We start from the raw sequence: 26,173 nt of genomic DNA, 5'->3' as shown, positions 1-26,173 counted from the left end.
CATGCGCACCAGAAAGCCCGAAACCCTTGCCCTGACAGCCGCCATGGCTGGCACGCTGATCATTCTGGTGGTCTTCGTTATCGACCTGACGCTGGTGCGCCACAACGATCTTCAAGTCGGCGAGCGCCGCCTCCAGCACTTTGGCATCATGATGGCCGAACACACGGCGCGCACCTTCGAAGCCATCGACGTGCTGTTGCGCGATACCGCCAGCGATCTTTCCGGCCCTCGTCGTGACTGGGAAAAGTGGGAATCCGCCAAGGGCTGGGAATACATCGCCCAGCGCCACTCACGCTCGATGCCGCAACTGCGTGACCTTGTCGTTTTCGATCGCCACGGCAACCAGCGCTTTATCTCGACGCATTTCCCGACGCCGCAAATCAACGTCAAGGACCGCCCGTATTTCACGGCGCTGGAAGATGGCGCCGATGTCTCGACCTTCGGCCCCTACGTCGACCGCAATTCCGGACGCTACACCTACGCCATCAGCCGGCGCCTGACCGCTGACAACTACGTCTTCTCGGGCGCCGTTTTCGGTGCCGTCGAGCCCGCTTACCTGCAGGATTTTTGCTGGTCGAACCGGCTGTCCGACGATTTTGAAGCGGTGCTGACCAACACCCGCGGCGAAATCGTTGCCTCCTGTCGCCCCAGCGATATCAGCCGACAATCAGCCGTCCTCGGAGCCAAGGCAAGTACCGCGCTGTTCAATGGCAAGCTGCGTGACATGGTGCCAGCCAGCGGCTTGACCAAGGTCAATGGCCTGCTCGTCTCGGTTGCCGACGTTCCGGGTTTTTCCGACCTGCGCATCCTCACCGCCATTCCGGAAAAAACACTACTGGCCGCCTGGCAAACCCGGCTTTTCGAACTGGCCTCGCTCGGCCTGCTGGTCACTATCGTGCTCTTCGTCGGCGCCCTGCTCGTCCGCCGCCAGATGCGCGAAATGTCCATCATGACGAGCGAACTGGCGGCCAGCCACGATCATCTTGAAGAGCGCGTCCACGCCGCAACCATTGAACTGGCCGGCCAGAAGGATGCCGCCGAACGCGCCAACGCGGCCAAGAGCCGCTTTCTCGCTGCCGCCAGCCACGACTTGCGGCAGCCGTTGCACGCCCTTTCGCTGTTCTCCGCCGACCTCCAGCGCCAGGTGCGCAGCGGCACGCCGAGCGAGTTGCCGCGGCTGGCCGAGCAGATTTCGGCATCGACCATCATGCTTGGCGACCTGCTCGACTCGCTGCTCGACATTTCCCGTCTCGATGTCGCGGGGGTCAAGCCGGACCGCCGCCCTTTCCCGCTGCAACCGGTTTTCGAACGGGTGGCCAATTCCTTCCGGCGCGCCGCGACCGACGGCAACATCACGCTGCGTTTCCGGCCGACGCCTTTGTGGGCGGACAGCGATCCGCTGCTGGTCGACCGCATGGTCGCCAACCTCGTCTCCAATGCCCTGCGCTACACGCCAGCCGGCGGCCGGGTTCTGGTCGTCGCCCGACGGCGCGGCGAGCAACTGCTGATCGAAGTGCGCGACAGTGGCATCGGTATTGCCAAGGAACATCAGGCAGCGATATTTGCCGAGTTCTATCAGGTCGGCAACATCGCCCGCGAACACAACAAGGGTCTGGGTCTCGGGCTGTCCATCGTCGACCGGCTGGCGCGTGCCCTCGACATCCAGGTCGCGCTGCGCTCAAGGTTGGGCGAGGGCACCACATTTTCGCTGCGCGTTCCCGGTAGTCCGCCGGGAACGGTCGGCCAGCAACAGGAAAGTGCCGAGCAAAAGGCGGACAGGGTGCATTGCATCGGCAGCTCAGATGAAATGCTGGCCTGTATCGGCCTCCTCAGAGGCTGGGGCTATGCCGTCAGCGCCACCGATGGCCGCAGCGGGGAACGCCCGCCGGAAAATACCGTGCTGATCACCGACGCCGACCTGGCTGGCAGGGTCAGCGCCGAGCTGGCGCCCGGCACGCCACTGATCGTGCTGGTCGAGGCCGCGGGACAGGCCTTGCCGGCTGGCGCCCACGCCCTGCCCGCACCGGTACGTCCGGCCAAACTGCGGGCGCTACTCAACCAGCTTCAGAAAACGCTTTCGAAGTCGATGCCGTAACGGGCCACGGCGACCAGCGCCTGCGTCCGGCTATTGACGCCGAGTGCCTTGAACACCGCCGTCGCGTGGATCTTGACGGTGCCTTCGGAAAGCCCGAGCTGGTCGGCGATATCGCGATTCGACATGCCGCGCACCATGAGCGCCAGCACCTGGCCCTGACGATCGGTCAGGCCGATTTCGTCGGGCCGGACGCCCGCTTTCGACGGCGGCACCGGCGTCATGTCGTCGAGCTGCGACGAGGACTGACCGGTCGGCCGGAAGATGTTGCCGGCCAGCACCTCGCGCACCGCCGAGAGCAGCGCCTCGCCGGAAAACGCCTTGGGGATGAAGCCGGAGGCGCCGAGATTGAGCACGCGGGTGATAGTCGGCAAATCGTCGAAAGCCGAGACGACGGCGACCGGCATCGCCGGGTAACGCCGACGCAGGATGTCGAGGCCGGCAAAACCGTCGATCCCGGGCAAGGCCAGATCGAGCAGGACCAGATCGAATTCGCCTTCGTTATCAAGCACATTGAGCGCCGCTTCGAAATCCGCGCTCTCCTGCACCTGTGCCCCGGGCTCAACCTGACCAAGCAGCCGCACCAAGCCTTCGCGAACGAGCGCGTGATCTTCCACCACCAACAGTTTCAACATAGGCCCCCCTTATTCAACAGGGCGCTAATTTATCATTTTGCATAGCTCAAGGGATGCCTGGCGTGCGAGATAGGCCCACCAAATGAACGCTCATTGCTTAAGGTCAACATGCGCCAAGTGGTTTAAGATGACACGATACAACGAGAAGGAGACCAAAATGTCCGACAACCAAGTACACGATCCCCTCAATTTCATGCGCAGTATGTGGGGCAATATGGGCTTCTCGCTGCCCGGCATGGTCGCCCCCACTTTCGACGTTGAAGAACTCGACAAGCGCATCAAGGACATGAAGGCCGTCGAAGGCTGGCTGCGCATGAATCTGTCGATGCTGCAAATGACCATTCAGGGCCTCGAAATGCAGCGCACCACGGTCGGCGCTGTTGAAGCCATGGGCCAGATGGCCAAGGACGCTGCCAAGTCGATGACTCCGGAAGCCGCCCCGGAAGCCCCGGTGGCCCCGCCGCCCAATTTCTTCCAGGGCGCGATCCATCCCGAAAACAGCCCCATTTCTGACGCCGCCATGTGGCCGTGGCAGATGATGCAGCAGATGCGCGAGCAGATGCAGCAGAACGCCGAAGCTGCCGCCCAGGCCGCCGCCAGCGCTGCCGCCGAGGAAGCCGCCAAGCCGAAGGCCCGGAAGCCGGCCGTCAAAAGGTAATCAGCGTCCGCTCAGCCACGCTGCCCAGAGTGGCAGCGTGAGCATGGACCCGAGCGTCGTCGCCGAGATGAGCCAGGCGACGCTCTTGCCGTCACCACCCATGCGCATGGCCAGGATGTAGGCCGACGAGGCGGTCGGCAGCGCGGCAAACAGCACCGCCACCTGATAGTTGAGGCCGGACAGGCCGAGCAGCGTACCGACGCCGATGGCGACGAGCGGCAGGGCGAGCAGTTTCACCGCAACCAGCCACAATGAAAAACCGCGCACGCCCGGCGTGCTGTCCAGCCGCAAGGCAGCGCCGACGGTGATCAGGCCAAGCGCGATGGAGGCATCGGCCAGTCGCCCGAGAAAAGCCTGCAGCGGCGCCGGCGGAACGAAACCGGCAAGATTGAGCAGGAAGCCGGCGGCCGTTCCCCAGATCAGCGGATTGCGCGCCACTTCGCGCCACAGGCCGACCTCGCCGTGGCGGGCCAGCATCCAGACCGAGACCAGATTGGCGAAAGGCACGGCGGCGCCGACGATCAGGCCCATCGTCGCAATGCCCGGCGCGCCAAACAGCATGCCGGCGACGGCCAGCGCGATGTAGGAATTGAAGCGGTAGGCGCACTGGAACATCGAGGCGTAAGTCAGCGCCGGCAGGCGGCTGAACAGCTTGGGTATCAGTCCCAACATCATGCCGGCGGCCATCGCGGCAAGGGCCGTGGCGAGCAGCGGCAAGGCCGAACCGATGTCGAGCCGGGTCTTGATGATGGCGTTGATGAGCAGGGCCGGAAACAGGATGAAATAGACCAGCTTCTCGACGCCACTCCAGAAATGATCGCCCAGATGCATCCAGCGCCGGATGGCGGTGCCGAGCAGGATCAGGGCGAAATCGGGGAGGAGCAGCAGCGCGGTGTTCATCGGCGCATTTTAATCGCTGCGTAGAGCACCGTTTGGCCGCTTCCACGGTCAACCGGAAAAAATGGCCAAAAATGAAATCCGCCTTGACCCTGTCCGGCAAACCCGAAATACTCGCCGGGCAAAGGAGATAAACATGCATCTCGAATGGTGGCACTGGGTCGTCGGCGGCATCGCGCTGATTCTCGCCGAACTGGCCGTCCCCTCGTTCTTCATCGTCTGGTTCGGCCTTGGCGCGCTGCTCGTCGGCCTGCTCGCGCTGGCTTTCGATCTCTCGCTGACTGCCCAGCTGGCGACGTGGACGCTGGCTTCGCTGGCCATGGTTTTCCTCTGGTTCCGCGTTTTCAAGCAGAGCTTCGTCAAGACCCGTTCGGGCACGGCCGATGGCGAGGCGGTCGGCGAAATCGGCCTGCTGGTCAGCGCCGTCGCTCCCTTCGCCCGCGGCAAGGTGCGCTTTCAGGGGCCGCTGCTCGGCTCGGAAGAATGGGCTTGCGTCGCCGACACCGCCATCGCGGCCGGCGAACGGGTCAGGGTCGTTTCGGTGGAAGGCAGTTTTCTCAAGGTAGATAAGGCTTAGAAAGGTCGAAAAATGGACTTGAACGCAGGATTCGTCGTCACTCTGGCCATACTGGTTTTTGTCGTCGTCACCATCGCCAAGGGCGTGCGTATCGTGCCGCAAGGCGAGGAATGGATCGTCGAGCGGCTCGGCAAATACCACGGCACGCTCAAGCCCGGCCTCAACATCGTCATTCCCTACCTCGACAAGGTGGCTTACCAGCTGGTGACCAAGGACATCATCCTCGACGTTCAGGAGCAGGAGGTCATCACCCGCGACAACGCGGTGATCCTGACCAATGCCATCGCCTTCATCAAGGTCACCGACCCGGTCAAGGCGGTCTATGGCGTCACCGATTTTTCCGAAGCGATCCGCAACCTGATCATGACCACGCTGCGCTCCATTGTCGGCGAAATGGAGCTCGACGAGGCGCTCTCCTCGCGCGACAAGATCAAGGCCCGACTGCGCGAAAGCATCGCCGACGAGGCAGTCGACTGGGGCCTGACCGTCAAGTCGGTCGAGATCCAGGACATCAAGCCCTCGCAGTCGATGCAGAAGGCCATGGAAATGCAGGCCGCCGCCGAGCGCGAGCGCAAGGCCGTGGTCACCCGCTCGGAAGGCGCCAAACAGTCGGCCATTCTCGAGGCCGAAGCCCGGCTGGAATCGGCCAAGCGCGACGCCAACGCTCAGGTCATGCTGGCCGAAGCCTCGGCCGAGGCGATCCGCCGCATCACCGCCGCCATCGGCGACAAGACCGGCCCGATGTCCTACATGCTGGGCGAAAAATACATCGCCGCGCTGGAACGCATGGGCGAGAAGGACAACGCCAAGGTCATCGTGCTCCCGGCCGATTTGCAGGAAGCGGTCAAGGGCTTGTTCGGACGCGGCCGGGTCGCCGGCTGAACTGCCACGGTCAACCGGAAATAATCGCCAAAATCGAAATGCCGAAGCCTAGCCGGCGCCTGATCGCTGCCCTGCTCACGGTATTGAGCGTCTTTCCGCTGGCGGCGCAGAGCGGCGAACCGCGCGTCGAAATCGTCGCCAGCGGCCTCGACCACCCGTGGGGACTGGCTTTCATCGGCGACGGCCGGATGCTGGTCAGCGAACGTCCGGGCCGGCTGCGCGTGATTGCTGCCGACGGCAAGGTCGGCGCGCCGGTGGACGGCCTGCCGGCCGTCGAGGTCACCGGCCAGGGCGGTTTGCTCGATGTCGTGGCCGACCGCGATTTTGCCCGCAACCGGATGATCTACTTCTGCTATGCCGAGCCGGCCGCGCAGGGTAGCGGCAATTCGACGGCGCTCGCCTCGGCCCGCCTTTCCGACGACGCCAGACGCCTCGAGAAGCTCACGACGATCTTTCGGCAAACGCCGAAAATCAGCAGCCGCCTGCATTTTGGCTGCCGCATCGTCGAGACCGACGATGGCAAGCTTTTTCTGACGCTCGGCGAGCGCGGTTCGCGCATGGCCGACGCCCAGAAACTCGACAACCATCACGGCAAGGTGATCCGCATCGGCAAGGATGGCAGCGTCCCCGCCGACAATCCTTTCGTCAAACAGCCCGGCGCGCTGCCGGAAATCTGGAGCTACGGCCACCGCAACGGGCAGGGCGCGACGCTCGGCCCGGACGGCCGGCTGTGGATGCACGAGCATGGCCCGCAGGGCGGCGACGAGATCAACCGCCCCGAGCCGGGAAAAAATTATGGCTGGCCAATCATTACCTATGGTGAGAACTACGGCGGCGGCGCCATCGGCGAGGGCCTGACGCACAAGGCCGGCATGGAGCAGCCGTTGCATTACTGGGTGCCGTCGATTGCGCCATCCGGCATGGCCTTCGTGCGCAGCGAGCGCTACGGCAAGGCCTGGCGCGGCAGTCTGCTCGTCGGCTCGCTCAAATTCGGCTATCTGGCGCGACTGGAGATGGACGGCACGCGTGTCGTCCGCGAAGAGAAGCTACTGACCGGCCTGCGCCAGCGCGTGCGCGATGTCCGCGCGGGGCCGGACGGAAGCATTTACCTGCTGACCGACGAACGTAACGGGCAACTGCTCAAGCTGGTTGGCGACTAGCCAGCCGTTTCAGCCCCGCCGCCGGGCGGCAGAATTTCAAATTTGCGGCTATTTTGCGTTTCACGTAGAAAACCGGGTTGACCGTGGCAAACACCGGCAGCTCAGCGCGCCTCGTCCTCATACTGCCGACGCAGCCGGTTGAGGCCCTGCTGGTAGGCCTCGGCATCACCAAAATCGCAGAAGTTAGGATAGAGATCATGGGCCGCCTTGACGCGGCGGGCGTGTTTGATCGGACACCAGTACTGCTCGGTGCGCGCCGCCACTTCCCGCGTGTAGGAGGCGACGCCATTACCGTATGAGCAGTAGAAACAATTGAATTTTTCGATGATGTTGAGGTAGGGCAGATCCTCCCGACCAAAGACCATGTACTCCGAACGCTTGACCCGGGGAATCCGGTAGACCGGAAAGCAGATGGCCTGATAGATCGTGACGAAGAGGTCCATGAGCAGGAAGGGTATCCAGCCAAGGTAGATGAGCGGCGCGGTCAGGGCGACCAGAAAACGGGTGCGCAGCAGAAAGCGGAACAGCCCGATCTTGTAGCGGCGCTGCTGGCGCAGGAACTCCTCGGCCAGCTCAAGCTTTTTTTGCGCCCACTCGTCGCGGGTCTGGCGGTACTCCTCTTCCAGCTCGTCCTGCAGCGCCCGGATTTTGGCCAGCAGTTCGTCGATATTCTTGTTCATGGCCCCTGATCTTTCGCTGGATAGGCGCAGCAAGTCTGCACCTCAGGGAGTGTGCCCGATCAGGCGCCGGGCGTCACGCGCCGTTACAGCTCGCAGACGCTCAGCAGGTCGGCTTCCAGCTCGATTTCCATGCCTTTTTCGAGTTTTTTCTCGACGAACATGCCGCGATACAGACGGCCGGCGTTCTCGGCTTTTTTGGCATGCGGCGTTTCCCAGTCGGCGACGCGGATGCGGACGATGCCGCTCTGTTCGTCACGTTCGGCAACGTTCTCGGCGACGCAGGGGGAAGCCTGGACATGGCGATTAAATTCGTCGCGGCTGTAGCGCTCCAGCGTCTTGCCGGGCACTACCGGGCATTTGCCGAGATGGCGGGTACGCACCTCGGCGGCCAGCACTTCGCCCTTGAGGAAAAAGACCGGATCGGTCGCCACCCAGCCGTTGCCGCCCTCCTCGTAACGCACGCACTGGCCGGCCTGCAGCAGTTCCGGCTGCTTGAAGAGGAGCTTGGCCGATGGCCGCAAAACCACTGGCTCAGCGGCCTGGGCTGAGAGCGTCAGGCAAGCCAGCGCAACGAGGAGAATTCGCATGGCAATTTCCCGGATCAATAGATCCGGCTATCTTCGATCACCTTCCCGTCATTGGGCAAGCCCCCCGGTGTGACAAATGCCACATCGCCGCGCAATTTGGTCACTTCGCGCACGCTGGCGACGAGCGCCGTGGCTAGCGCCTCGTGGCCGGCTTCGATTTCGCAATGCAGCACCATGCGGTCCTGGCCGCCCGGGTTGTCGACAACCAGCCGCATGCGGTGGATTTCCGGATGCCGGGCGGCGATCTGGGCGACCTGCTCGGGATGGACGAACATGCCCTTGATCTTGGTCGTCTGATCGGCCCGGCCCATCCAGCCCTTGAGCCGGATATTGCTGCGGCCGCAGGGCGAGCGGCCGGGCAGAATGGCCGACAGGTCGCCGGTGGCGAAGCGGATCAGCGGGTAATCCGGGTTGAAGGTGGTGACGACGACTTCGCCAACCTCGCCCGGCTCGACCGGATCGCCGGTGCCCGGACGAACGATTTCGACGAGGATTTCCTCCTCGACGACCAGCCCCTCTTCCGCCTCGGTTTCGTAGGCGATGGCACCGATGTCGGCCGTCGCGTAGCACTGACGCACCGAAATACCGCGCTCGTTGAGCCACTGCCGGGTGATTCCCGGCAAGGCTTCGCCGGAGACACAGGCCTTGCGCAAGGAACTGATGTCGGCGCCCATTTCCTCGGCCTTCTCGACGATGATGCGCAGAAAGGATGGCGTGCCGACATAGCCTTCCGGCTTGAGATCAACCATGGCCTGGACCTGCTGCTCGGTCTGCCCGGTGCCACCGGGAAAGACCGCACAGCCGAGCTTGCGGGCGCCGCCTTCCATGAGGAAAGCACCCGGTGTGAAATGGTAGGAAAAGCAGTTGTGGATCAGGTCGCCATCGCGGAAGCCGGCGGCGTACAGCACGCGCGCCAGGCGCCAGGGATCCATGTCCTTGCCCTGCAACTCGTAGATCGGGCCGGGCGAAGCGAACACCCGCTTGGCCTTGCCGCGCGGCAACGAATTCAGGCCACCGAAGGGCGGCGTTTTTTTCTGCAACTCGATCAGGTCGCGCTTGCGGGTCAGCGGCAGCTTGGCCAGCGCCTCGCGCGTCGCGCATTCGAACGGATTGATCCCGGCCAGCGACTGGAAATAATAATGTGTCGTTTCCTTGGCATGCGCCACCTGCCGCGCCAGCTTGTCCATCAGGTCCGCCTCGCGCTCATCCGGATCGCGGGTCTCGAGCGGGTCGTAATAGCTCATTTCATTTTTCTCCGTTTTTTCCGGTTGACCGTGGCATTTGGGTTTTCAGCGAAGCAAAAGCAAGCACACAGCCCAAGGGTTGCAAAGTAGCCCCACAGGGCAAGGCGGAGACCGGCGCCGTTGGCTCCTGCCAACAAGCCGGCCGACAACGCCGCAATGCGGGGCGCACTGCAACCCGCTAGGAAAGCCAGCGTTTGCGGCGTCTGTAATGTTTGACGTCTTTGAAGGATTTTCGGCCGGCCGAACTGAGCCCGAGGTAGAACTCCTTAACGTCCTCATTGGTCCTCAAATCCTCCGCATCCCCCTCCATCACCACCCGCCCGTTCTCCAGGATGTACCCGAAGTCCGCATACCTCAGCGCGACCATGGTGTTCTGCTCAGCCAGCAGAAAACTGACGTTCTCGCGGCCATTCAAATCCTTAACAATCTCGAAAATCTCTTCAACAATCTGCGGCGCCAGACCCATCGACGGTTCATCGAGCAGGATCATTTCCGGCTTGGCCATCAGCGCCCGACCAATCGCGCACATCTGCTGCTCACCGCCCGAGGTGTAGCCGGCCTGCGAGGTGCGCCGCGTCTTGAGGCGCGGGAAATAGTGGTAAACCTTTTCCAGGCTGTCCTTGAGTTCGCCGCGCGAAATGCTGCGCGTGTAGGCCCCGGTCAGCAGGTTTTCCTCGATGGTCAGGTGGCCAAAGCAATGCCGCCCTTCCATGACCTGGATGACGCCGCGCTTGACCAGCTCGTTCGGCGTCAACTGATCGATGCGCTGGCCCTTGTATTCGACCGAGCCCTTGGTCACATCGCCGCGTTCGGCGTGCAGCAGGTTGGAAATCGCCTTCAGCGTCGTCGATTTGCCGGCGCCATTGGCGCCGAGCAAGGCGACGATCTTGCCTTTCGGCACATTCAGCGACACGCCCTTGAGCACCAGGATCACGTGGTCGTAGATGACCTCGATATTGTTGATGCTCAGGTAGTTTTCGCCCGCCGCAGCGGCAGTGTGTGTAGTCATATGCGTTTCCGATTCATGGGACGGAGAGAAAGAGCGAGGGCTCGCGCCCCCACTCCTTCCTCCTGCCGTCTCATTTTTCCTTGGAACAATCGCGCGGTGTGATGCCCTTTTCCTTGGCGTACTGCTTGGCAGAAGCCTGGAAGAGCGGGTGGATCAGCGCCTTGTTACCCTCGATCCAGCCGGACACCGGCACCCACTTGGCACCGTCCCATTGCTGGATCTTCACCTTGCCGGAACCTTCGTGGTTGTCGCAGGAAGTCTTGATTTCCGGCAGCAGGTCGGTGGCACCGAGTACCTTCAGGCGGGCGTCGTTGATGTTGAGGTTTTCCAGCGCCCAGCGGGTTTGTTCGCCGGTCAGCGCCTTGCCCTTGCCGTACTTTTCTTGACCCTTGCGGATGGCTTCGACCGACAGCACGGCGGCAGAAACACCGCGGTTGTAGAGGATGGTGCCGATCTTGGCCTTGTCCTGCAGGTTGCCCTTGCCGGCCCCGTAGACCACCTTCTCGATGTCGGCGATGACCGGCACCTGCTTGCCAGCCACATTCCACGTCGCGGCCATGTAGCCCTTGGCGGCTTCGCCAGCCGGAATCACGTCCTCTTCCGAACCCGTCCACCACGAACCGATCATCTTTTCACGCGGGAAAGCGACCTTCTGGGCAGCCTTCAATGCCGTCTGGTTCATCACACCCCAGCCCCAGAAAATGACGAAATCGGGCTTTTCCTGGCGAATTTTCAGCCACTGGGCGCCCTGCTCGTTACCCGGGTGGGCCACCGGAATCTGCACCAATTCAAACTTGTTGAGCGCTGCTTCGGCGTTCAACGCGACGATGGCTTCCTTGCCGTAGGCCGAGTCGTGGTACAGATAAACGATCTTCTTGCCAGCCAGACTGCCGCCATTCTTGTCCTTGAGGAACTTGACGATGGCCGAGGCCTGCATCTGGTAAGTCGTAACCAGCGGGAAGGCATACGGGAAGACCGAGCCGTCAACCGCGTCAGTGCGGCCGTAGCCCATCATGGCCAGCGGCAGCTTGTCCTGGGCCGACTTGTCGATCAGCGCATACGAAATACCCGTCGACATCGTGTGCAGCGGGCCGGCCGACTTGGCGGCCTTGCCCTTCAGGCGCTCGTAACACTCGACGCCCTTGGCGTTGTTGTATTCGGTTTCGCACTCTTCGTAGGTCATCTGGACGCCGTTGACGCCCTTTTCCTTGAGATTGACGTAGTTGAGGTAATCGATGAAACCACCGTAGAAGGCCTGGCCGTTCGAGCCATAGGGCCCGACGCGGTAGTCGATCAGCGGAAAGAACTGCTCTTCGGCAGCCACGGCCATCTGCGACATCATGGCCAGGGACACCGCAGCGGCGGCAATAGCGGGTTTGAAATTTTTGATCATTGAATGTCTCCTCCAGTTATTACAAAAAGCGGCGGGGCCCCACCGCTTGAACCACGGTCAGCACTAATGCGGGAACGGCCACAAGCGCAGCTTCTCCTTGGCGATCTGCCACAAACGGGCCAGCCCGTGCGGCTCGACGATCAGGAAGAACATGATCAGCGCACCGAACACCGTGATCTGGATGTGCGACACGGTAGCGCTGGAAAACGGCAGCCCGAACAGTTCGGCGAAGAACGGCAGGGCGATATCGAGAAAGATCGGCAGCAGCAGGATGAACGCAGCGCCAAGGAAACTGCCCATGATCGAACCGACACCGCCGATGATGATCATGAACAAAATCTTGAAGGACATTTCGAGCGAGAAGCCATCCGGCTCGACCGAGCCGAGGTAGCAGAAGGCGTACAGCGCGCCGGCCACACCGCAGTAGAAAGAACTCACGGCAAAGGCGAGCAGCTTGGTCGGCATCAGCTTGATGCCGATGACCGACGCCGCCACATCCATGTCGCGCACCGCCATCCAAGCCCTGCCCGTGGCCGAGCGGACCATGTTCTTGGCGGCCAGCGCCATGACGACGACGATGGAGAGGACGAGCAGATACTTCTCGACCGGCGTCGTCAGTTCATGACCAAAGATGATCAGGCGTTGCGTCGAAATCACGCCCGATGACGAGTTGTTCGACAGCCAGGGGAACTTGGTCAGGCACCAGACGATAAAGAACTGCGCGGCCAGCGTCGCCACTGCCAGGTAAAAACCCTTGATGCGCAGCGACGGCAAGCCGAACAGAATACCCACCCCGGCTGCTGTCAACCCGGCACAAATGAAGGAAACCAGAATCGGGATGCCCTCGATGCGCAACTGAAAGTTGTAGGCGGCATAGGCGCCGACCGCCATGAAAGCGGCCGAACCGAGCGAAAGCTGGCCGGCATAACCGGTCAGGACATTGAGCCCGAGCGCCGCCAAGGCGAAGATCAGGAAAGGAATCAGGATGGCCGAGAACCAGTATTCGCTGGCAAAAAGCGGCACCCCGATGAAAGCGACGACAAGTAGCGCGATGACCCCGATCCGGTCCTGACGAATCGGGAAGATTTGCTGGTCGGCAGCGTAGGTTGTCTTGAATTGACCGGCTTCACGGTAAAGCATGTGTTTTCTCCTTAAACCCGGTCGATGTGTTTTTCGCCGAAGAGACCTTCGGGACGAACGAGCAGGAACAGCAGCGCCAGCACATAAGGGAACCAGCCCTCAATGCCACCGAAATTGCCGCCAAACAGATCCTGCATGACGGGCGGAATGTAGATTTCAGCCAGCTTTTCCGAAGCGCCGATGATCAGGCCGCCGACAATCGCCCCCGGCACAGAGGTGAAGCCGCCAAGGATCAACACCGGCAGCGCCTTGAGTGCCGTGAAAGTGAGCGCAAACTGCACACCGTTGCGGGCACCCCACATCATGCCGGCCACCAGTGCGACAAAACCGGCGACGCCCCAAACGATGGCCCAGATGTGTTGCAGCGGAATACCGATCGACAGCGCGGCCTGATGGTCGTCCGCCACGGCGCGTAGTGCCCGGCCGATGCGGGTGTATTGGAAGAACAGGGCCAGCGTGGCAACGAGTACCGCAGCGACGCCGGCTGCAACGAGGTCGAACTTCGAAATGACCATGTTCCAGTTGTCGAGCACCCAGGGAATCGGCTCATCGACGATGCCCAGTTCGAGCGCCCGCGGTTCGCTGCCGAAAATCATCGGGGCCAGGCCCTCGATGAAGAAGGCCAGGCCGATGGTCGCCATGAACAGGGCGATGGGCGGCTGATTGACCAGCTTGCGCAGCACGAACTTTTCGGTCGCGATGCCAAACAGCGTCATGATGACAAAGGCGAGGATGATCGCCAGCCAGAGCGGCGCACCCTTTTCCATGCAACCGACAACCGACAGCGCAGCGAGGTAGACCATGGCGCCCTGAGCGAAGTTGAAGACGCCCGAGGCCTTGTAGATCATCACGAAACCGAGGGCGACCAGGGCGTACATGACGCCGGAAAGCAGACCACCGATGAGGACTTCAAAGAAAAAATTCATGTCCCGACTCCTTAGTGACCAGCGCCCAGATAGGCCTTGATCACATCCTCATTATTTTTGACTTCATCGGGCACGCCATCGCCGATCTTCTTGCCGTAATCGAGCACGACGACGCGGTCGGAGATATCCATGACCACACCCATGTCGTGTTCGATGAGCACGATGGTCGTGCCGAACTGGTCGTTTACGTCGAGGATGAAACGGCACATGTCCTGTTTCTCTTCGACGTTCATCCCGGCCATCGGCTCGTCGAGGAGCAGCATCGACGGCTCGGCGGCCAGCGCGCGACCGAGTTCGACACGCTTTTGCAGGCCATAGGGCAAGCGACCGACCGGCGTCTTGCGAATGTGCTGAATTTCGAGGAAGTCGATCACTTCCTCGACCTTCTTGCGATGCTCCAGCTCTTCCCGGCGCGCCCGGCCGAACCACAGCGCATGCTCGATAAAGTTGGCCTTCATCTTGGTAATGCGCCCGGTCATGATGTTGTCGAGCACGCTCATGCCCTTGAACAGCGCGATGTTCTGGAAGGTACGGGCAATGTTCTGCTGGGCCGCCATGTGCGGCTCCATGCGCTTGCGCTCGTTGCCATGCCAGAAAATCTTGCCTTCCTGCGGATGGTAAACGCCGTTGATGACGTTGAGCATCGAGCTCTTGCCGGCGCCATTCGGGCCGATGATGGCGCGAATTTCGTGCTGGCGGACGTCGAAGGAAATGTCGGTCAGCGCTTTGACGCCCCCGAAGCGCAGGGAAATGTTTTGCAGGTCGAGAATGACGTCGCCTATTTTCTTGCTCATGTTCAGGCTGCCTTTTTCACGATCGGGAAGGTCTTGGCATCGATGATCTTGAGGTCGGCCGATACCTTGCCGCGCCGGCCATCCTCGAACTTGACCTCGGTTTCGATGAACTGATTCGCCTTGCCCTCGTAGAGCGCGTCAATCAGCACCTTGTATTTTTCGGCGACGAAGTTGCGGCGGACCTTGCGCGTCCGCGTCAGCTCGTCGTCGTCCGGATCGAGTTCCTTGTGCAGAACAAGGAAACGGTGGATTTGCGAGTCGGCGACCATGCTGTCGTGGATCAGGTCGGCATTGACCTGCTCGACGCATTCGCGGATCAGTTCGAGCACTTCGGGCTTGCCGGCGAGGTCGGCATAGCCCGAATAGGCGATGCCGCGGCGCTCGGCCCAGTTGCCGACGGCGCTGACATCGATGTTGATGAAGGCGCAGACCATGTCGCGGTCGTGGCCGAAGCAGACGGCTTCCTTGACGTGCTGGAAGAACTTGAGCTTGTTCTCGATGTAGTTGGGGGCAAACATCGCGCCGTTCTTGAGCTTGCCTACATCCTTGGCGCGGTCGATGATCTTGAGGTGGCCGTCCTCGTCGAGGAAGCCGGCGTCGCCGGTCATGAAATAGCCGTCGGCATTGAGCGATTCGGCCGTGGCATCCGGGCGCTTGTAGTATTCCTTGAGCAGCATCGGGCCCTTGACCAGCACTTCGCCGTTGTCGGCAATCCTGATTTCGACGCCCGGCGCCGGCTGGCCAACCGAGTCGAACTTGATCTGGCCATCCGGCTGCAGGCAGACGTAGGCGCAGGTTTCGGTCTGGCCGTAGAACTGCTTGAGGTTGATGCCCATTGACCGGTAGAAGCGGAAGAGCTCCGGCCCGATCGCCGCGCCGGCCGTGTAGGCGACGCGGATGCGGCTCATGCCGAGCACATTGCGCAGCGGGCCATAGACCAGAATATTGCCAAGCCAGTATTGCAGGCGGTCACCAAAGCCGACCGATTTTCCGTCGAGAATGTCCGAACCGCAGCGTTTGGCCACCGCCATGAAGTAATGGAACATTTTCTGTTTGATCTGGCCTGCATCTTCCATGCGGATCATGACCGAAGTCAGCAGGCTTTCGAAAACGCGCGGCGGGGCGAAATAGCAGGTCGGGCCGATTTCGCGCAGGTCGGACATCACCGTGTCGCCGGATTCCGGGCAGTTGATGGTAAAACCGGCGACCAGCGCCTGGGCGTAGGAGAACAGGTGATCGCCGACCCAGGCCATGGGCAGGTAGGACAGGATGTCGCCATCGGCACCGAGCTTGTCTACCTGCACCCCACCCTGCGCCGCGGCGATGAAGGCGGCGTGCGTCTGGCAGACGCCTTTCGGCTTGCCCGTGGTGCCCGAGGTGTAGAGCATGACCGACACATCGTCGAAATGCCCCTGCTCGACTTCGGCGTTGAGAAAATCGGAATGGTTGCGGTCATGAATCCGCCCCATTTCCATGAGTTCATGGATGTCGTGCAGGAAGGGCTGGCTGTAGTGCCGCATGCCGCGCGGGTCGTCGTAGATGATGTGTTCGAGCGTGCCGACCTGATCGCTGATTTCCAGCATCTTGTCGACCTGTTCCTGATCCTCGACGACGACGAAACGAATGCCGGCATCCTGCAGCACGAAGAGCATTTCGTTGGCCACGGCGTCTTGATAGAGCGGCACTGGCACGCCGCCCAGGCACTGGGCGGCCGTCATCATCATGTAGAGATGCGGCCGGTTGTCACCGATGATGGCCAGATTGTCGCCGCGCTTGAAACCGAGCGAAGCCAGGCCGCAGGCCAATGCCCGGACACGTTCGCCGACGTCGGCCCAGGTCCAGGTTTGCCAGATGCCGAGATATTTTTCGCGCATGGCCGGCGCATTCGGCCGGATGCTTGCGTGATGAAACAGTAGCCGCGGGAAGGTATGCAAACCATCCAGAGCGGCGAAATTCGCCTGCGTGGGCATTCTTAGTCTCCTCCGCCGCGACTCATCGTTCGCGGTCTAACGTTCGTTTGAATCATTGTTGCTACCGTCGCCTTACACCAAGCTTGCAACGGGGAAATGACTCAGTGTGCGACGGAGTCTAAGCGCCGGCGACGGGGCTGAATGTCATCCGGCAGACAATGTGCAAAAAATTAATCGCTCGACAAAATGCCCACTCCGTCCAGGAGACGTCCAAAACCGATTTCAATTTTGGGCATTTTTTCCGGTTGACCGTGGAAGGCGAGATGTTGTTTGGCCGTTGAGTCGCTGAGAGCATATTCTTCCAAACGACCGAAAAGTGCCCTTTATGCTGCCGTAGCCGCCTTTGAAAAGCGGACGCTCGTGGAACGTGGAGCTAACACCTGCGCCGTAGCGCGGAGGGACCCCGGCAGCGTAGCAGTTGGGCATTAGGTTGAGCAGGGTTGGCCATAGCTGCCGACTTTTAGATGTGTCAATTTCCGGCGCCCCCTCCGCAATCGCCCGAGAAAGTTGGATCTAACGATGAGTCGTCTGAAAACTCGAACGAACCGAGGCTTATGCCGTTGCTCTTAGCTCTTTTTCGATTAGCGGCAATCATCGCTACCGCTATCAAGGCAGCGATGAGCACCGCAACCCATTGCCAATTGCCCCCGAGTTGCCACAACCGCCACAGCGAAATAATAAAAATTAGACCGTAGCCAAAGGTCGCTAGCACGACGAAGGTCTCAGATTCCTGGGGTTTGGACGGCGGACATGTTACGACCTCACGCAATAACTTCTGTTTCAGCTTGTGGTCGCCCTCAATGATTTCATTTGCGATATTGAATTGCGAACTTATTCGATCTGCAAATGAAGGATCGAATCGGAGTGGCTGAGCCTGAACAGCAGAAACCAGTGAGCGGTCGAACTTGTTGTCCGGAATTACGGAGCGAAGGAATCCGACGAGATCCCGAATTTCGATGTTCGATGGCAACGTCACAAATGTGCCATCATTAAAGGCGCAGATGCGCGAGGCTACGTCGTTGGCTTGCCGGAGAGTCATATGGCTAATAGTTACTCAGGCTCAGAAACGTCCGTTTTATTGCCAACAATACGCACACGATTCAATCGCCCGTCAGGTTTTGAATGACATTGAGATTAGCCCATTCGGTTCTACGTATCAATCAGCAATCATAAGGACTGCCTCTGTGTCCGCTATGGCGCGAATTATTGGATGGGGGTTATTGCCGATTGCCGCCCGCCCATGTCATTTCAATTTTGGGCATTTTTTCCGGTTGACCGTGAGATTGGCCCCTGCGCCCGCTAGCGGCTAAACCGCCCCCATTTTCAAGCCGGGCGGGCACGTGGCAGGGTGAGGACGAAAGCCACACCGTCCGCCGTGTTGCGGGCAACGATGGTGCCGCCCATCTTGGCCATGTAGGTGCGGGCGACGAAGAGGCCCTGGCCGCGGTTGCCGGCGGCGGCGGACTCGGCCTGGTCAGAGACGCCGTATTCAAAGATGCGTTCCAGCATGTCGTCGGCGATGGCCGGCCCCCGGTTGGCAACGGTCACGCTGGCGGTGTTGTCGTCGATGACCAGCGCCAGATCAATCGGCGAGCCTTCGGGCCGGTAGCGTTCGGCGTTGCGCAAAAGATGCGCAAAGACATCTTCCAGCGCAAATTCGTCGGCACGCACGGGCACCGGGGCCGCCGTGCCATGGCATACGACATCGGCGATGCCGGCATTTTCGGCGACATTGTTCACAAAGGCCGCCAGATCGACGGCGGCGATATCCAGCTGGCTGCTGGCAAAGGCCTCGCTCGGGCTGGCGCTGCCGTAGAGCACGCGTACCGCCTGCTGCATGCGGCTGATGTAGCGGTGGCTGGGGTCGGCCTCGTTGCCGTGCAGGGCGAGCAGGCTTTGCAGCGGCGACATGATTTCGTGGCCGACGGCATGCCACATGTCCTTTTCCTGCGCCGAGCGGATGCGCCCCCGCTCGGCATCCTCGCGCACCCGCTGCAGCAGCTCATCGAGCCCGCCGGCCAGCAGGCCAAGTTCGTCGCCGCCACGCAGGTCGGCCAAGTCGTAGCGCTCCAGCCCACCGTCGGCCTGCACCGAGCGCGACAGGCCGCGCGTACGCCTGGTCAGCCGGGCGATAGGGCGAATCAGTCCGATTTCGATGACCAGCCAGGCCACCGCGATGGCGCCGAGCATGGCGCCGATAAACCAGGACAGCCGGGTGGCAACCACCGACAGGGTCTTGTTGACGCTGCGCGCATCGCCCTTGAGCACCAGGCGGTAGTTACCAAGCGGCGTCGCGATCTCGTCGCGCAGTTCCACCTCGGCCGCCTCGAGCGATTCAACCGGCAGGCGGCGAATCAGGCGGGTGAGCAGCGGCGAGGACAACTCCTGTGCCTCGTCGCGCCCGGCCAGCTGGGCGACTTCCCGCTCGCCGCCGGCTTCAACGCGGCGGATCGACAGCGATTCGCCGGGTAGCAGCAACGTCGACAAGACATCGAGCGCGAACGGCGGCACCGCCCCCGGCCGGTCACTGGCGAATAGCGGCGCGCCCTCGCCCGGCGGCAACACTTCGACCTGCACCTTGTACTGCTCGAGGTCGGCCGGCGGCCACACCGGCCGGGCACTCTGCAAGATGCCCTGGCGGAGCGACTCGACCGGCAGACGCAACGAGAAGAAGGATTGCTTGCGGCAGCTTTCCTCGTCATCGGCCGCGGCATCGAGACACCGCCCGCTCTGCCAGACCCAGCCGCGAAACTCCTTGAGCGGCCGGGCGCCGGTGTAGTCGCGATCGGGCAGTTCGACATAACCGGTAAAGCGGCCGCGCACGCCCTCGCCGCGCGCCGGCGCGCCGTTGGCCAGCGGCTCAAAGGGCGCGATCCATTGCCAGCTTTGATCGCGCAGGCGCACGGTCACGCGCAGGCGATGGGCGCCGTCGAGGAACTCGTCGCCGATGCGGTGGGCTTCGAGCGGCCCGCTGGCGAAAGTGCCGGCGGCGTAGATGAAACCGCCGGCCCACGGATTGTTGCCGACCGCCACGCACAGACTTCCATGGTCGGGGTACTGGACGAGGCAACCGGCCATTTCGATGGCGTTGCGCACCTTGTTCTGGTCGTCGAAATCGATGGCCGAGAAGGGCAGCACGAGCGGCCGGCCGGCGGCGGCCGAAGCGGCATCCCAGCGCGGATTGAGCAGCGCCAGCTGGCCGGCCGGGTGGTGCAGGCGGGCGACGATCTGCGCCTTGGTCTTGTTCAGGCTGGCCTGATAGGTGTCGTAGCTGCGCTGCTTTTCTTCCTGCAGCACGGTCACCGTCATGACCAGCACGACCAGCGCCAGCAGCAGGAAGGAGGTGCGCAGCAGGATGCGCAGGCGGAAGGAGGCCAGCCAGACCAGAAAGCGTTTCATGACCGACTCAGCGCGCCTGATCGGACCAGCGGAAGCCGCGCATCGGCACGTTCTCGATACGGTCGAAACCGTCGTCGAGTTCGCGGAAAGCCTCGCGGATGGTGCTGATGTGCTTGCGGATATTGTCGCGATTGCGGCCGCTCTTCACCACCGCGAACAGGTCGTCGTAGGACACCACCTCGCCGCGGCGCTGGTAGAGCGTGGCCAGGATGCGCTGGGCGGTGAGCGGGAGGTTTACCCGCTGGCCGCGCCACAACGGCGTGCTCTGACGCAGCGGGTCAAGGGCCAGTTCGTCCTTGATGATAGCCTCGACCTTGGGCCCCGCCCGGTCGCGCGAGGCACGCAGGATTTCGAGGAAGGTCTCGATGAAATCGGCTTCCTCGAAGGCGGTTTTCTGCAGGTAATCCCAGGCGTCGAGCGCCTTCATGATGCTACGGTAAATGGCAGCCGGCATGGCCGAGACGACCAGCACCGGCGTTCCACGCCCGGCCTTGTTGATGGCGTTGATGACGGCCACCCCTGCATGGCGCTCGCGCCCGAGTTCGATATCCAGCGTGACCAGCGCGTAATCCTCGCGGGCGATGGCTGCTTCGGCGTCGTCGCGGTTGAACCACTGGTCGACGACCACATCCGGACGCGCGGCGAGTATCCAGTCCTTCAACTGGTTGCTGGTGGGGATGTCGTCCTCGATGACGGCGACTTTGGTCATGGTCTTGCTCCCTGGCTGAGGTGCGAAGTATCCCCGTTTTTTGGCATGGCTGCATGCCGGCGGCGTGAAGGTTTGTTCACACCTCGTATCCCTCCCTTCCGCCGCCTTACCACAGTCGCCCGGCGGCGGCATGGCTTGCTCCTGGCCTGTCGCCGGAAGATGGGAAGCATGCAGGGCCGGTAGCGAAAACGATCTTCACGCTGCCGGCAACGGGGAAATCTCCCCCGACGCGAAGATCGGTTTCGAGGAGAAAAATCATGAAAGAACGTTTTCTGGACATGTTCGACAGCCTGCGTGAATCGCTTGGCAATCTGGCTGGGCACACCGGTCGGGCGGCAGGGCAACTCGGGCGCGGCGTCCATGGCGCCCGGCGCAGCATCATCGCCCTGTCGATCGCCGGCATCGGCGCGTATGCGCTCTACAACAATCCGCCGATGCAGAGCGTGACACGTGGTGAGGCCGGCGTGCGCATCAACCAATTGACAGGCGATGTCGTCGAAGTGCGCGAAGGCGCCGCGCTGGTCATCCCCGGTCTGCACGAGCTGCGCCGCTTATCGCTGCGCGACCAGCTGTATCGCCCGGAGGGCGGCAGCAGCGCCGAAGGCGAAGCACAGTTCCAGACCGTGGAAGGCTTGTCCATCGGCGTCGATGTCACCATCCGTTATGCCCTCGACCCAACCCGTCTGACCGCCGTGGCGCGCAGCCTGCCCGACGACATCGGCGGCCAGGTGGTCGAACCGGCGGCGCAAGGGGTGCTCTACAAGACGTTGGCCCGTTACACGGTGCGCGAAATCTTCTCGACCAAGCGTCAGGAGATCAAGGAAACCATCGAAAAAGAGTTGGGTGAAACGCTGGGCAAGGATGGCATCAAGTTGCAGTCGGTAATGATCGGCAAGGTCGAACTGCCGGCCGACTACCGCGCCGGCATGGATCGCCTGCTGGCCGAGGAACTGGCCAGCGACAAGATGCGCTACACGCTGGAACTGAAGGAAAAGCAGGTCAAGCAGACCGATCTCGAAGCCGAAGCCGACAAGGTGCGCCGCGAGAAGGCCGCAGAGGCCGCCGGCCAGGAACAGATCATCGCTGCCAAGGCGCAGGCCGAGGCGATGAAGCACATCCTGCCCTTCAAGCAGAAGCAGATCGAGCAGCGCGGGCTGGAAGCCGAGGCCGACAAAATAACCCGCATCAAGACGGCTGAAGCCAATGCCCAGGCTCGCCAGATCGAGGCCCAGGGCGAAGCCGAATCGCGCCGCAAGCTGGCCGACGCCGAAGCCTATCGCCAGGAGCGTCTGGGCCAGATCGCCAGCGCCCAGCTCGAACGTGACGGCGCCCTGATCCAGAAGAACCCGCTGCTCATCCAGAAGACCATGGCCGACAAGCTGTCCGACAAGATCTCTGTGATCATCGCCCCGACCCCGACCAGCGGCGGCTTCATCGGCAATGCCCTGCTCGGCAGGACGCAGGCTGCCGCCAGCGAACAAGCTCCGGCCGAAGGAGAATGATCATGCTGGCTACCGCACTGACCGTCATCGCCATCGTCACCCAGGACCAGTCGGCGTTGCGCGCCGCACCCAAGGATTCCGCCGCCCAGCAGGCCGTGTTGTGGCAAGGCGACAGTCTGGAAATCCGCGGCGAGAAGGGCGATTTCCTGCAGGTCTACGACCACCGCCGCGAACGCGCCGGCTACATCAAGGCCAGCCAGGTGCGCGTCCAGTCGCTGAAGGCCGAAGCCGCGCCCGAACTGCTCTCCATCGTCCGCTTCCTCAAGGATGCACCAGGCTCGGAGGCGCTTGGCATCAGCTACGCCGCCGCCTACCTGCGCGCCGTGCCGGCCGGCCAGGTCGACAGCGAGGTGTTCGCTGCGCTGGGCAACATGAGCGACCGCCTGGCCCGCCGCGCCACCGCCGGCCGTACGGGCAAGGCCGGCGAAGCGCTGGCCGCCCACGTTGAAGTCGCCGCCAGCTACGGCATGAATCTAGTCAGCTACGAGCGCGATGGCCAGGTGCAGCTATGCAGCAACGGCGAAGCACAAGGCCGCGTCCTCGCCCTGCCCTCGGCCGAGATCGACAAGGCGCTCGCCGCGCTGTCGCTGACCCGCCACGAATGCGTGCCGCCGACGCTGACGCCGCCGGAACGCTTTGCCTTCGACAACTGGCGCGCCGACGTGCTTGAACGGGTGTCACTCGCCAAGCTGCCCGAGGTGCTCAAGAACCGCCTGCACCTGCGCAAGGCCGGCGTCTGGGCGAGCCTCGCCTATCAGCGCGCCCGCCGCCCGGAAGTCGGGCCAAACGCCGCCCGCGAAGCCGCCGCGCGCGCCATCGACGAACTGGCCGCGATCACCCCGGCCGAGCTCATGGAAAGCGACACCAATGCCTACAGCGATGCGGCGATTCGCGTCGGCGCCTCGCGCTGGGCGGCCGAGCCGGGCCTGCCGCAAACGCCGACCAAGGTCGCCGCCGGCCTCGGCGTGCGGATCAGCGCCGGCCAACCGGGCGAAACCTGCGTCCATCTGGTCGATGCCAAGCACGACGAAAAGAATCCGCTGCTCACCCGCTGCACCTGGGGCCTTGTCTGGCCCGCCTCCACCGCCGTCGCGCCACAAGGCGATGCGCTGACCCTGGCCGTGCAGCCGCTCGACACCTGGCGCGAAATTTGGGTTTTCCGCAAGGGCGCCGATGGCTGGACGGTCGATGTCCTGCCGCCGGCCCTCGACAACCCCAACCTCGGCTACGTCGAATTCGCCGGCTGGGTACCGGGTGGTCAGCAGATGCTGGCGGCGCGCGAAGTTCGTAGCGGCGACCGTTATCGCACCACTTTCGAAACCGTTTCGCTGACCACGCTGGTAACCGACAAGCAAGCCGACAAGCCCTCCAGCCTGACCCCGTTCTACCGCTGGCAGAGCCCGCTGTGGAAGGCGGGGACGGTGGCGGTGCGGTGAAATGGCGGCGCTAGACGATTTCAATTTTGGGTATTTTTTCCAGTTGACCGTGGAAGCCACCGCCTATAATCGTGGTTCGGCACATCACCCGGAAATGATCATTGAAAAACGCTGAGGAACTGCTGCGCACCTCCGTCTGGGGGCCGTCGCTGACTGCGGAAGAAATGGCCAAGGCCATCGCCGGCACCTTCGAGCGCAGCTTCGCCCCGGGCGCTTTCATCTGCATGAAAGGCGAACCGGTCGATTACTGGATGGGCATCATCGACGGCCTGGGCAAGATGGCCAGCCACTGGACGACCGGCAAGACGACCTCGCTGACCGGCATCAGCACCGGCGGCTGGTTCGGCGAAGGCTCGCTACTCAAGAGCGAAGTGCGCCGCTATGACGTCATGGCCATCCGCGAAACGCGCGTCGCCTTCATGAGCCGCGCCACTTTCCTGTGGCTGCTCGACCACAGCATTCCGTTCAACCGCTACATGATCGCCCAGCTCAACGAGCGCCTCGGCCAGTTCATCGGCATGATCGAAAACGAGCGCATGCTCGACACCGATGCCCGCATTGCGCGCGGCCTGGCGGCCTTGTTCAACCCGGTGCTCTACCCCGGCACCAACCGCCTGCTGCAGATTTCTCAGGAAGAACTCGGCTATCTGGCCGGCGTTTCCAGACAGCGGGCCAATCAGGCGCTCAAGGTCCTCGAAGACGCAGGGCTGGTGCGCAGCGAGTACGGCGGGATCAATATTCTCGATCTCGACGGACTGCGTTCGTTCGGCGACTGAATTCCACGGTCAACCGTAAAAAACGGCCAAAATCAAAATTACTTCAGATAGCCCCAGCTCTTCAGGCGGCTGATCGAATACTCCGCCGCCTTGCCCTGCTGCGTGCGTTTCAGGTAGGCGGCATACTGTTGGGCCGCCTCCGGGCGCTTACCCATGCCTTCCAGCGAAATCCCCTTCAGGAAGGTGATGCCGGCATCGCCCGGCAACAGCCGGTCATAGCGATCGAGATGCTCGAAAGCCATGCCCGGATCCTTCTGACCGAGCGCCAGCACGCCGACCAGCTTGTGCGCCTGAGCTTCCTGCGGATAAACCCGGGTCGCCGTCTGGGCGTATTCCAGGGCCAGGGCATCCTTGTCCTGTTCCGACAGGCATTTCGCCATCAGCACATTGGCCGCGTAATCGCGCGGCGTGGCCTTCAAGGCCGTGCGGAAACGCTCCTCGGCCTTGCCGTATTCCTTGGCAGCCATCGCCACTTCGCCTTTCTGGCAGGCGTCGATGGTCGGCTTGATACGGCGCAGTGACGCCGTGTTGTCCATGAAACGCTCGCGGCCGGCATCGCGCGTATTGCTTGCTGCATACTTGCCCCCGGCCAGCTGCTTCGCCGTATCGCGCCGTTCGCCGCTCATCGGGTGGGTCGAGAACATGGTCTGCACCATCCCCGGCGATTCCTTCTGCTGCTCGACCAGCAGCTGCTGCAGGCCGACCATGCCGCTGGCCGGATAGCCGGCCCGGACCATGTATTCCTGCCCCAGCGCATCGGCCTCGCGCTCGTTGTCGCGGGAATAGCTGGAGAGCAGCACGCTGGCCCCGAGCTTGGTGCCAAGGTCGGTCAGGCCTCCAAACCCGGCGGCGGTGCCGACGATGTTCACGCCCGTCATCGCCGCCTGCGTCACCATCGCATGGCCCTGCCGCTGCGCCGCGTGACGGGCATTGACGTGGCCCAACTCGTGACCGAGCAGCGCCGCCAGCTCAGCCTCGTTGTCGAGATCGACCAGGATGCCGCGCGTCACGCCCATCGCCCCGCCGGGGAAGGTGTAGGCATTGACGTAGTTGGCATTGAGCACGCGGTAGGAATACGGCATCTGCGGCCGATGCACCTTGGCATCAAGACGCCGGCCGACGTCGCTCAGGTACTGGTTGATGGCCTCATCCTGCACCGCCCCGAGATCCTGCGAGAACTGTTGCGGCGCCACCTTCTGATCTACGGCCTTTTCCTCGTCTTCACTCATCCCGACCAGGATGGCACCGCCCCCGACCGGCGAGGTGGCGCAGCCCGAGAGGGCGCTGGCGCCGAGCAGCCAGAGGACCTGGCGGCGGGTAATGCGATTGGCCAGCAGGCTGCCCGGCAGTTCGCGTTCGATGTTCTGGTCCATGCGCTGACTCCGTGAAGACGATGCAGATTGATTGTGCGACAAAACGCCGGCGCATTAAAGCTGACCGTCAGGACAGCAGGGGCTTTTGGGGTGACCACAAGGGCGTCCGGAAAATTTGAAAATTGGCCCGTTTTTCCGGTTGACCGTAGCACCGGCAATCAGCCACTCACAACGGCAAGGTTCTGGCCCGGACCAGCTGCTTTCGCCCGCAAAAAAATTAAAAATCCAACAACAAAAACAACAAAAATTAGACTCGGTTTGCCTATCCACCAAATCCGTCATATCCGCCAAATCCATTGTCGCACAGCCGTTTCAGTCCATTTTCCCCTGTTGT

The 26,173-nt window shown here is 62.4% G+C and carries 23 protein-coding genes; 8 read left to right on the top strand and 15 right to left on the bottom strand.

Annotated elements, in window-relative coordinates; all coding sequences use genetic code 11:
- Window position 1: 1 nt before the first annotated feature.
- Entirely contained in the window at window positions 2-2,095 is a 2,094-nt protein-coding gene (locus tag KI613_RS01550) for a sensor histidine kinase (RefSeq protein ID WP_226403479.1), read from the top strand.
- On the opposite strand, the gene KI613_RS01545 is transcribed toward KI613_RS01550, so the two are convergent.
- Window positions 2,065-2,727 (bottom strand): response regulator transcription factor, encoded by a 663-nt coding sequence (locus KI613_RS01545; protein ID WP_226403478.1) that lies wholly within the window; start codon window positions 2,725-2,727, stop codon window positions 2,065-2,067. The two genes, KI613_RS01550 and KI613_RS01545, sit on opposite strands and share 31 nt — an antisense overlap.
- Window positions 2,728-2,884: 157 nt before the next feature.
- Here KI613_RS01545 and KI613_RS01540 point away from each other — a divergent pair, with 157 nt between their 5' ends.
- The gene (locus KI613_RS01540; RefSeq protein ID WP_226403477.1) at window positions 2,885-3,385 is read left to right on the top strand and encodes a PhaM family polyhydroxyalkanoate granule multifunctional regulatory protein; all 501 of its coding nucleotides are present in this window, start codon (window positions 2,885-2,887) and stop codon (window positions 3,383-3,385) included.
- Here KI613_RS01540 and KI613_RS01535 read toward each other — a convergent pair whose 3' ends face one another.
- Window positions 3,386-4,285 (bottom strand): AEC family transporter, encoded by a 900-nt coding sequence (locus KI613_RS01535; protein WP_226403476.1) that lies wholly within the window; start codon window positions 4,283-4,285, stop codon window positions 3,386-3,388.
- Between the two features lie 133 nt (window positions 4,286-4,418).
- On the opposite strand from KI613_RS01535, the gene KI613_RS01530 reads away from it, so the two are divergent.
- The 3 genes from KI613_RS01530 to KI613_RS01520 are packed head-to-tail and all read left to right on the top strand — an operon-like array spanning window position 4,419 to window position 6,901.
- Entirely contained in the window at window positions 4,419-4,859 is a 441-nt protein-coding gene (locus KI613_RS01530; RefSeq protein WP_226403475.1) for an NfeD family protein, read from the top strand.
- 12 nt (window positions 4,860-4,871) lie between these two features.
- A complete protein-coding gene (locus KI613_RS01525) occupies window positions 4,872-5,741 on the top strand; it encodes an SPFH domain-containing protein (RefSeq protein ID WP_226403474.1) in 870 nt (289 codons plus the stop codon).
- Window positions 5,742-5,779: 38 nt separating this feature from the next.
- Window positions 5,780-6,901, top strand: a complete 1,122-nt coding sequence (locus tag KI613_RS01520; RefSeq protein ID WP_226403473.1) for a PQQ-dependent sugar dehydrogenase — start codon at window positions 5,780-5,782, stop codon at window positions 6,899-6,901.
- A gap of 101 nt (window positions 6,902-7,002) precedes the next feature.
- Here the strand turns inward: KI613_RS01520 and KI613_RS01515 are convergent, their stop codons facing one another.
- The 12 genes from KI613_RS01515 to KI613_RS01460 form a co-directional block, all read right to left on the bottom strand.
- A complete protein-coding gene (locus KI613_RS01515; protein ID WP_226403472.1) occupies window positions 7,003-7,581 on the bottom strand; it encodes a hypothetical protein in 579 nt (192 codons plus the stop codon).
- An 83-nt stretch (window positions 7,582-7,664) separates the two neighbouring features.
- Window positions 7,665-8,168: a hypothetical protein gene (locus KI613_RS01510; protein WP_226403471.1), complete on the bottom strand. Its 504-nt coding sequence runs from the start codon at window positions 8,166-8,168 to the stop codon at window positions 7,665-7,667.
- Window positions 8,169-8,182: 14 nt separating this feature from the next.
- A complete protein-coding gene (locus KI613_RS01505; RefSeq protein WP_226403470.1) occupies window positions 8,183-9,412 on the bottom strand; it encodes a phenylacetate--CoA ligase family protein in 1,230 nt (409 codons plus the stop codon).
- Window positions 9,413-9,590: 178 nt separating this feature from the next.
- A complete protein-coding gene (locus KI613_RS01500; protein ID WP_226403469.1) occupies window positions 9,591-10,421 on the bottom strand; it encodes an ABC transporter ATP-binding protein in 831 nt (276 codons plus the stop codon).
- Window positions 10,422-10,491: 70 nt separating this feature from the next.
- The gene (locus KI613_RS01495) at window positions 10,492-11,814 is read right to left on the bottom strand and encodes an ABC transporter substrate-binding protein (RefSeq protein ID WP_226403468.1); all 1,323 of its coding nucleotides are present in this window, start codon (window positions 11,812-11,814) and stop codon (window positions 10,492-10,494) included.
- 63 nt (window positions 11,815-11,877) lie between these two features.
- The gene (locus tag KI613_RS01490) at window positions 11,878-12,954 is read right to left on the bottom strand and encodes a branched-chain amino acid ABC transporter permease (protein ID WP_226403467.1); all 1,077 of its coding nucleotides are present in this window, start codon (window positions 12,952-12,954) and stop codon (window positions 11,878-11,880) included.
- Between the two features lie 11 nt (window positions 12,955-12,965).
- Window positions 12,966-13,880, bottom strand: a complete 915-nt coding sequence (locus tag KI613_RS01485; protein ID WP_226403466.1) for a branched-chain amino acid ABC transporter permease — start codon at window positions 13,878-13,880, stop codon at window positions 12,966-12,968.
- 11 nt (window positions 13,881-13,891) lie between these two features.
- Window positions 13,892-14,674, bottom strand: coding sequence for an ABC transporter ATP-binding protein (locus KI613_RS01480; protein WP_226403465.1), 783 nt, complete (start codon window positions 14,672-14,674; stop codon window positions 13,892-13,894).
- A 2-nt stretch (window positions 14,675-14,676) separates the two neighbouring features.
- Window positions 14,677-16,644, bottom strand: a complete 1,968-nt coding sequence (locus tag KI613_RS01475; RefSeq protein WP_226403464.1) for an AMP-dependent synthetase/ligase — start codon at window positions 16,642-16,644, stop codon at window positions 14,677-14,679.
- Window positions 16,645-17,113: 469 nt separating this feature from the next.
- Window positions 17,114-17,683 (bottom strand): hypothetical protein, encoded by a 570-nt coding sequence (locus tag KI613_RS01470; protein ID WP_226403463.1) that lies wholly within the window; start codon window positions 17,681-17,683, stop codon window positions 17,114-17,116.
- 284 nt (window positions 17,684-17,967) lie between these two features.
- Window positions 17,968-20,043, bottom strand: coding sequence for a sensor histidine kinase (locus tag KI613_RS01465; RefSeq protein WP_226403462.1), 2,076 nt, complete (start codon window positions 20,041-20,043; stop codon window positions 17,968-17,970).
- Window positions 20,044-20,050: 7 nt separating this feature from the next.
- Window positions 20,051-20,752 (bottom strand): response regulator, encoded by a 702-nt coding sequence (locus tag KI613_RS01460; protein WP_226403461.1) that lies wholly within the window; start codon window positions 20,750-20,752, stop codon window positions 20,051-20,053.
- 257 nt (window positions 20,753-21,009) lie between these two features.
- On the opposite strand from KI613_RS01460, the gene KI613_RS01455 reads away from it, so the two are divergent.
- From KI613_RS01455 to KI613_RS01445, 3 genes are all read left to right on the top strand, one after another.
- Window positions 21,010-22,254: an SPFH domain-containing protein gene (locus tag KI613_RS01455; RefSeq protein ID WP_226403460.1), complete on the top strand. Its 1,245-nt coding sequence runs from the start codon at window positions 21,010-21,012 to the stop codon at window positions 22,252-22,254.
- A gap of 2 nt (window positions 22,255-22,256) precedes the next feature.
- On the top strand, window positions 22,257-23,690 hold the full coding sequence (locus tag KI613_RS01450) for a hypothetical protein (RefSeq protein ID WP_226403459.1): 1,434 nt from the start codon (window positions 22,257-22,259) through the stop codon (window positions 23,688-23,690).
- A gap of 101 nt (window positions 23,691-23,791) precedes the next feature.
- Complete coding sequence (locus tag KI613_RS01445) at window positions 23,792-24,466, top strand: Crp/Fnr family transcriptional regulator (RefSeq protein WP_226403458.1); 675 nt, start codon at window positions 23,792-23,794, stop codon at window positions 24,464-24,466.
- 38 nt (window positions 24,467-24,504) lie between these two features.
- On the opposite strand, the gene KI613_RS01440 is transcribed toward KI613_RS01445, so the two are convergent.
- Window positions 24,505-25,839, bottom strand: coding sequence for a M48 family metalloprotease (locus tag KI613_RS01440; protein WP_226403457.1), 1,335 nt, complete (start codon window positions 25,837-25,839; stop codon window positions 24,505-24,507).
- Between the last annotated feature and the right edge of the window lie 334 nt (window positions 25,840-26,173).

This window comes from Ferribacterium limneticum (assembly GCF_020510585.1).
Lineage (GTDB): Bacteria > Pseudomonadota > Gammaproteobacteria > Burkholderiales > Rhodocyclaceae > Azonexus.
The sequence above is the reverse complement of the archived record's forward strand: the minus strand, read 5'-3'. Positions and strand labels throughout refer to the sequence as shown.

Coding starts and splice junctions, on each gene's coding strand:
- KI613_RS01440 (WP_226403457.1), bottom strand. CDS start 25,839: ATGGACCAGAACATCGAACGCGAACTGCCGGGCAGCCTGCTGGCCAAT.
- KI613_RS01450 (WP_226403459.1), top strand. CDS start 22,257: ATGCTGGCTACCGCACTGACCGTCATCGCCATCGTCACCCAGGACCAG.
- KI613_RS01530 (WP_226403475.1), top strand. CDS start 4,419: ATGCATCTCGAATGGTGGCACTGGGTCGTCGGCGGCATCGCGCTGATT.
- KI613_RS01550 (WP_226403479.1), top strand. CDS start 2: ATGCGCACCAGAAAGCCCGAAACCCTTGCCCTGACAGCCGCCATGGCT.
- KI613_RS01520 (WP_226403473.1), top strand. CDS start 5,780: ATGCCGAAGCCTAGCCGGCGCCTGATCGCTGCCCTGCTCACGGTATTG.
- KI613_RS01485 (WP_226403466.1), bottom strand. CDS start 13,880: ATGAATTTTTTCTTTGAAGTCCTCATCGGTGGTCTGCTTTCCGGCGTC.
- KI613_RS01480 (WP_226403465.1), bottom strand. CDS start 14,674: ATGAGCAAGAAAATAGGCGACGTCATTCTCGACCTGCAAAACATTTCC.
- KI613_RS01535 (WP_226403476.1), bottom strand. CDS start 4,285: ATGAACACCGCGCTGCTGCTCCTCCCCGATTTCGCCCTGATCCTGCTC.
- KI613_RS01460 (WP_226403461.1), bottom strand. CDS start 20,752: ATGACCAAAGTCGCCGTCATCGAGGACGACATCCCCACCAGCAACCAG.
- KI613_RS01545 (WP_226403478.1), bottom strand. CDS start 2,727: ATGTTGAAACTGTTGGTGGTGGAAGATCACGCGCTCGTTCGCGAAGGC.
- KI613_RS01490 (WP_226403467.1), bottom strand. CDS start 12,954: ATGCTTTACCGTGAAGCCGGTCAATTCAAGACAACCTACGCTGCCGAC.
- KI613_RS01540 (WP_226403477.1), top strand. CDS start 2,885: ATGTCCGACAACCAAGTACACGATCCCCTCAATTTCATGCGCAGTATG.
- KI613_RS01505 (WP_226403470.1), bottom strand. CDS start 9,412: ATGAGCTATTACGACCCGCTCGAGACCCGCGATCCGGATGAGCGCGAG.
- KI613_RS01475 (WP_226403464.1), bottom strand. CDS start 16,644: ATGCCCACGCAGGCGAATTTCGCCGCTCTGGATGGTTTGCATACCTTC.
- KI613_RS01510 (WP_226403471.1), bottom strand. CDS start 8,168: ATGCGAATTCTCCTCGTTGCGCTGGCTTGCCTGACGCTCTCAGCCCAG.
- KI613_RS01470 (WP_226403463.1), bottom strand. CDS start 17,683: ATGACTCTCCGGCAAGCCAACGACGTAGCCTCGCGCATCTGCGCCTTT.
- KI613_RS01515 (WP_226403472.1), bottom strand. CDS start 7,581: ATGAACAAGAATATCGACGAACTGCTGGCCAAAATCCGGGCGCTGCAG.
- KI613_RS01500 (WP_226403469.1), bottom strand. CDS start 10,421: ATGACTACACACACTGCCGCTGCGGCGGGCGAAAACTACCTGAGCATC.
- KI613_RS01455 (WP_226403460.1), top strand. CDS start 21,010: ATGAAAGAACGTTTTCTGGACATGTTCGACAGCCTGCGTGAATCGCTT.
- KI613_RS01465 (WP_226403462.1), bottom strand. CDS start 20,043: ATGAAACGCTTTCTGGTCTGGCTGGCCTCCTTCCGCCTGCGCATCCTG.
- KI613_RS01525 (WP_226403474.1), top strand. CDS start 4,872: ATGGACTTGAACGCAGGATTCGTCGTCACTCTGGCCATACTGGTTTTT.
- KI613_RS01495 (WP_226403468.1), bottom strand. CDS start 11,814: ATGATCAAAAATTTCAAACCCGCTATTGCCGCCGCTGCGGTGTCCCTG.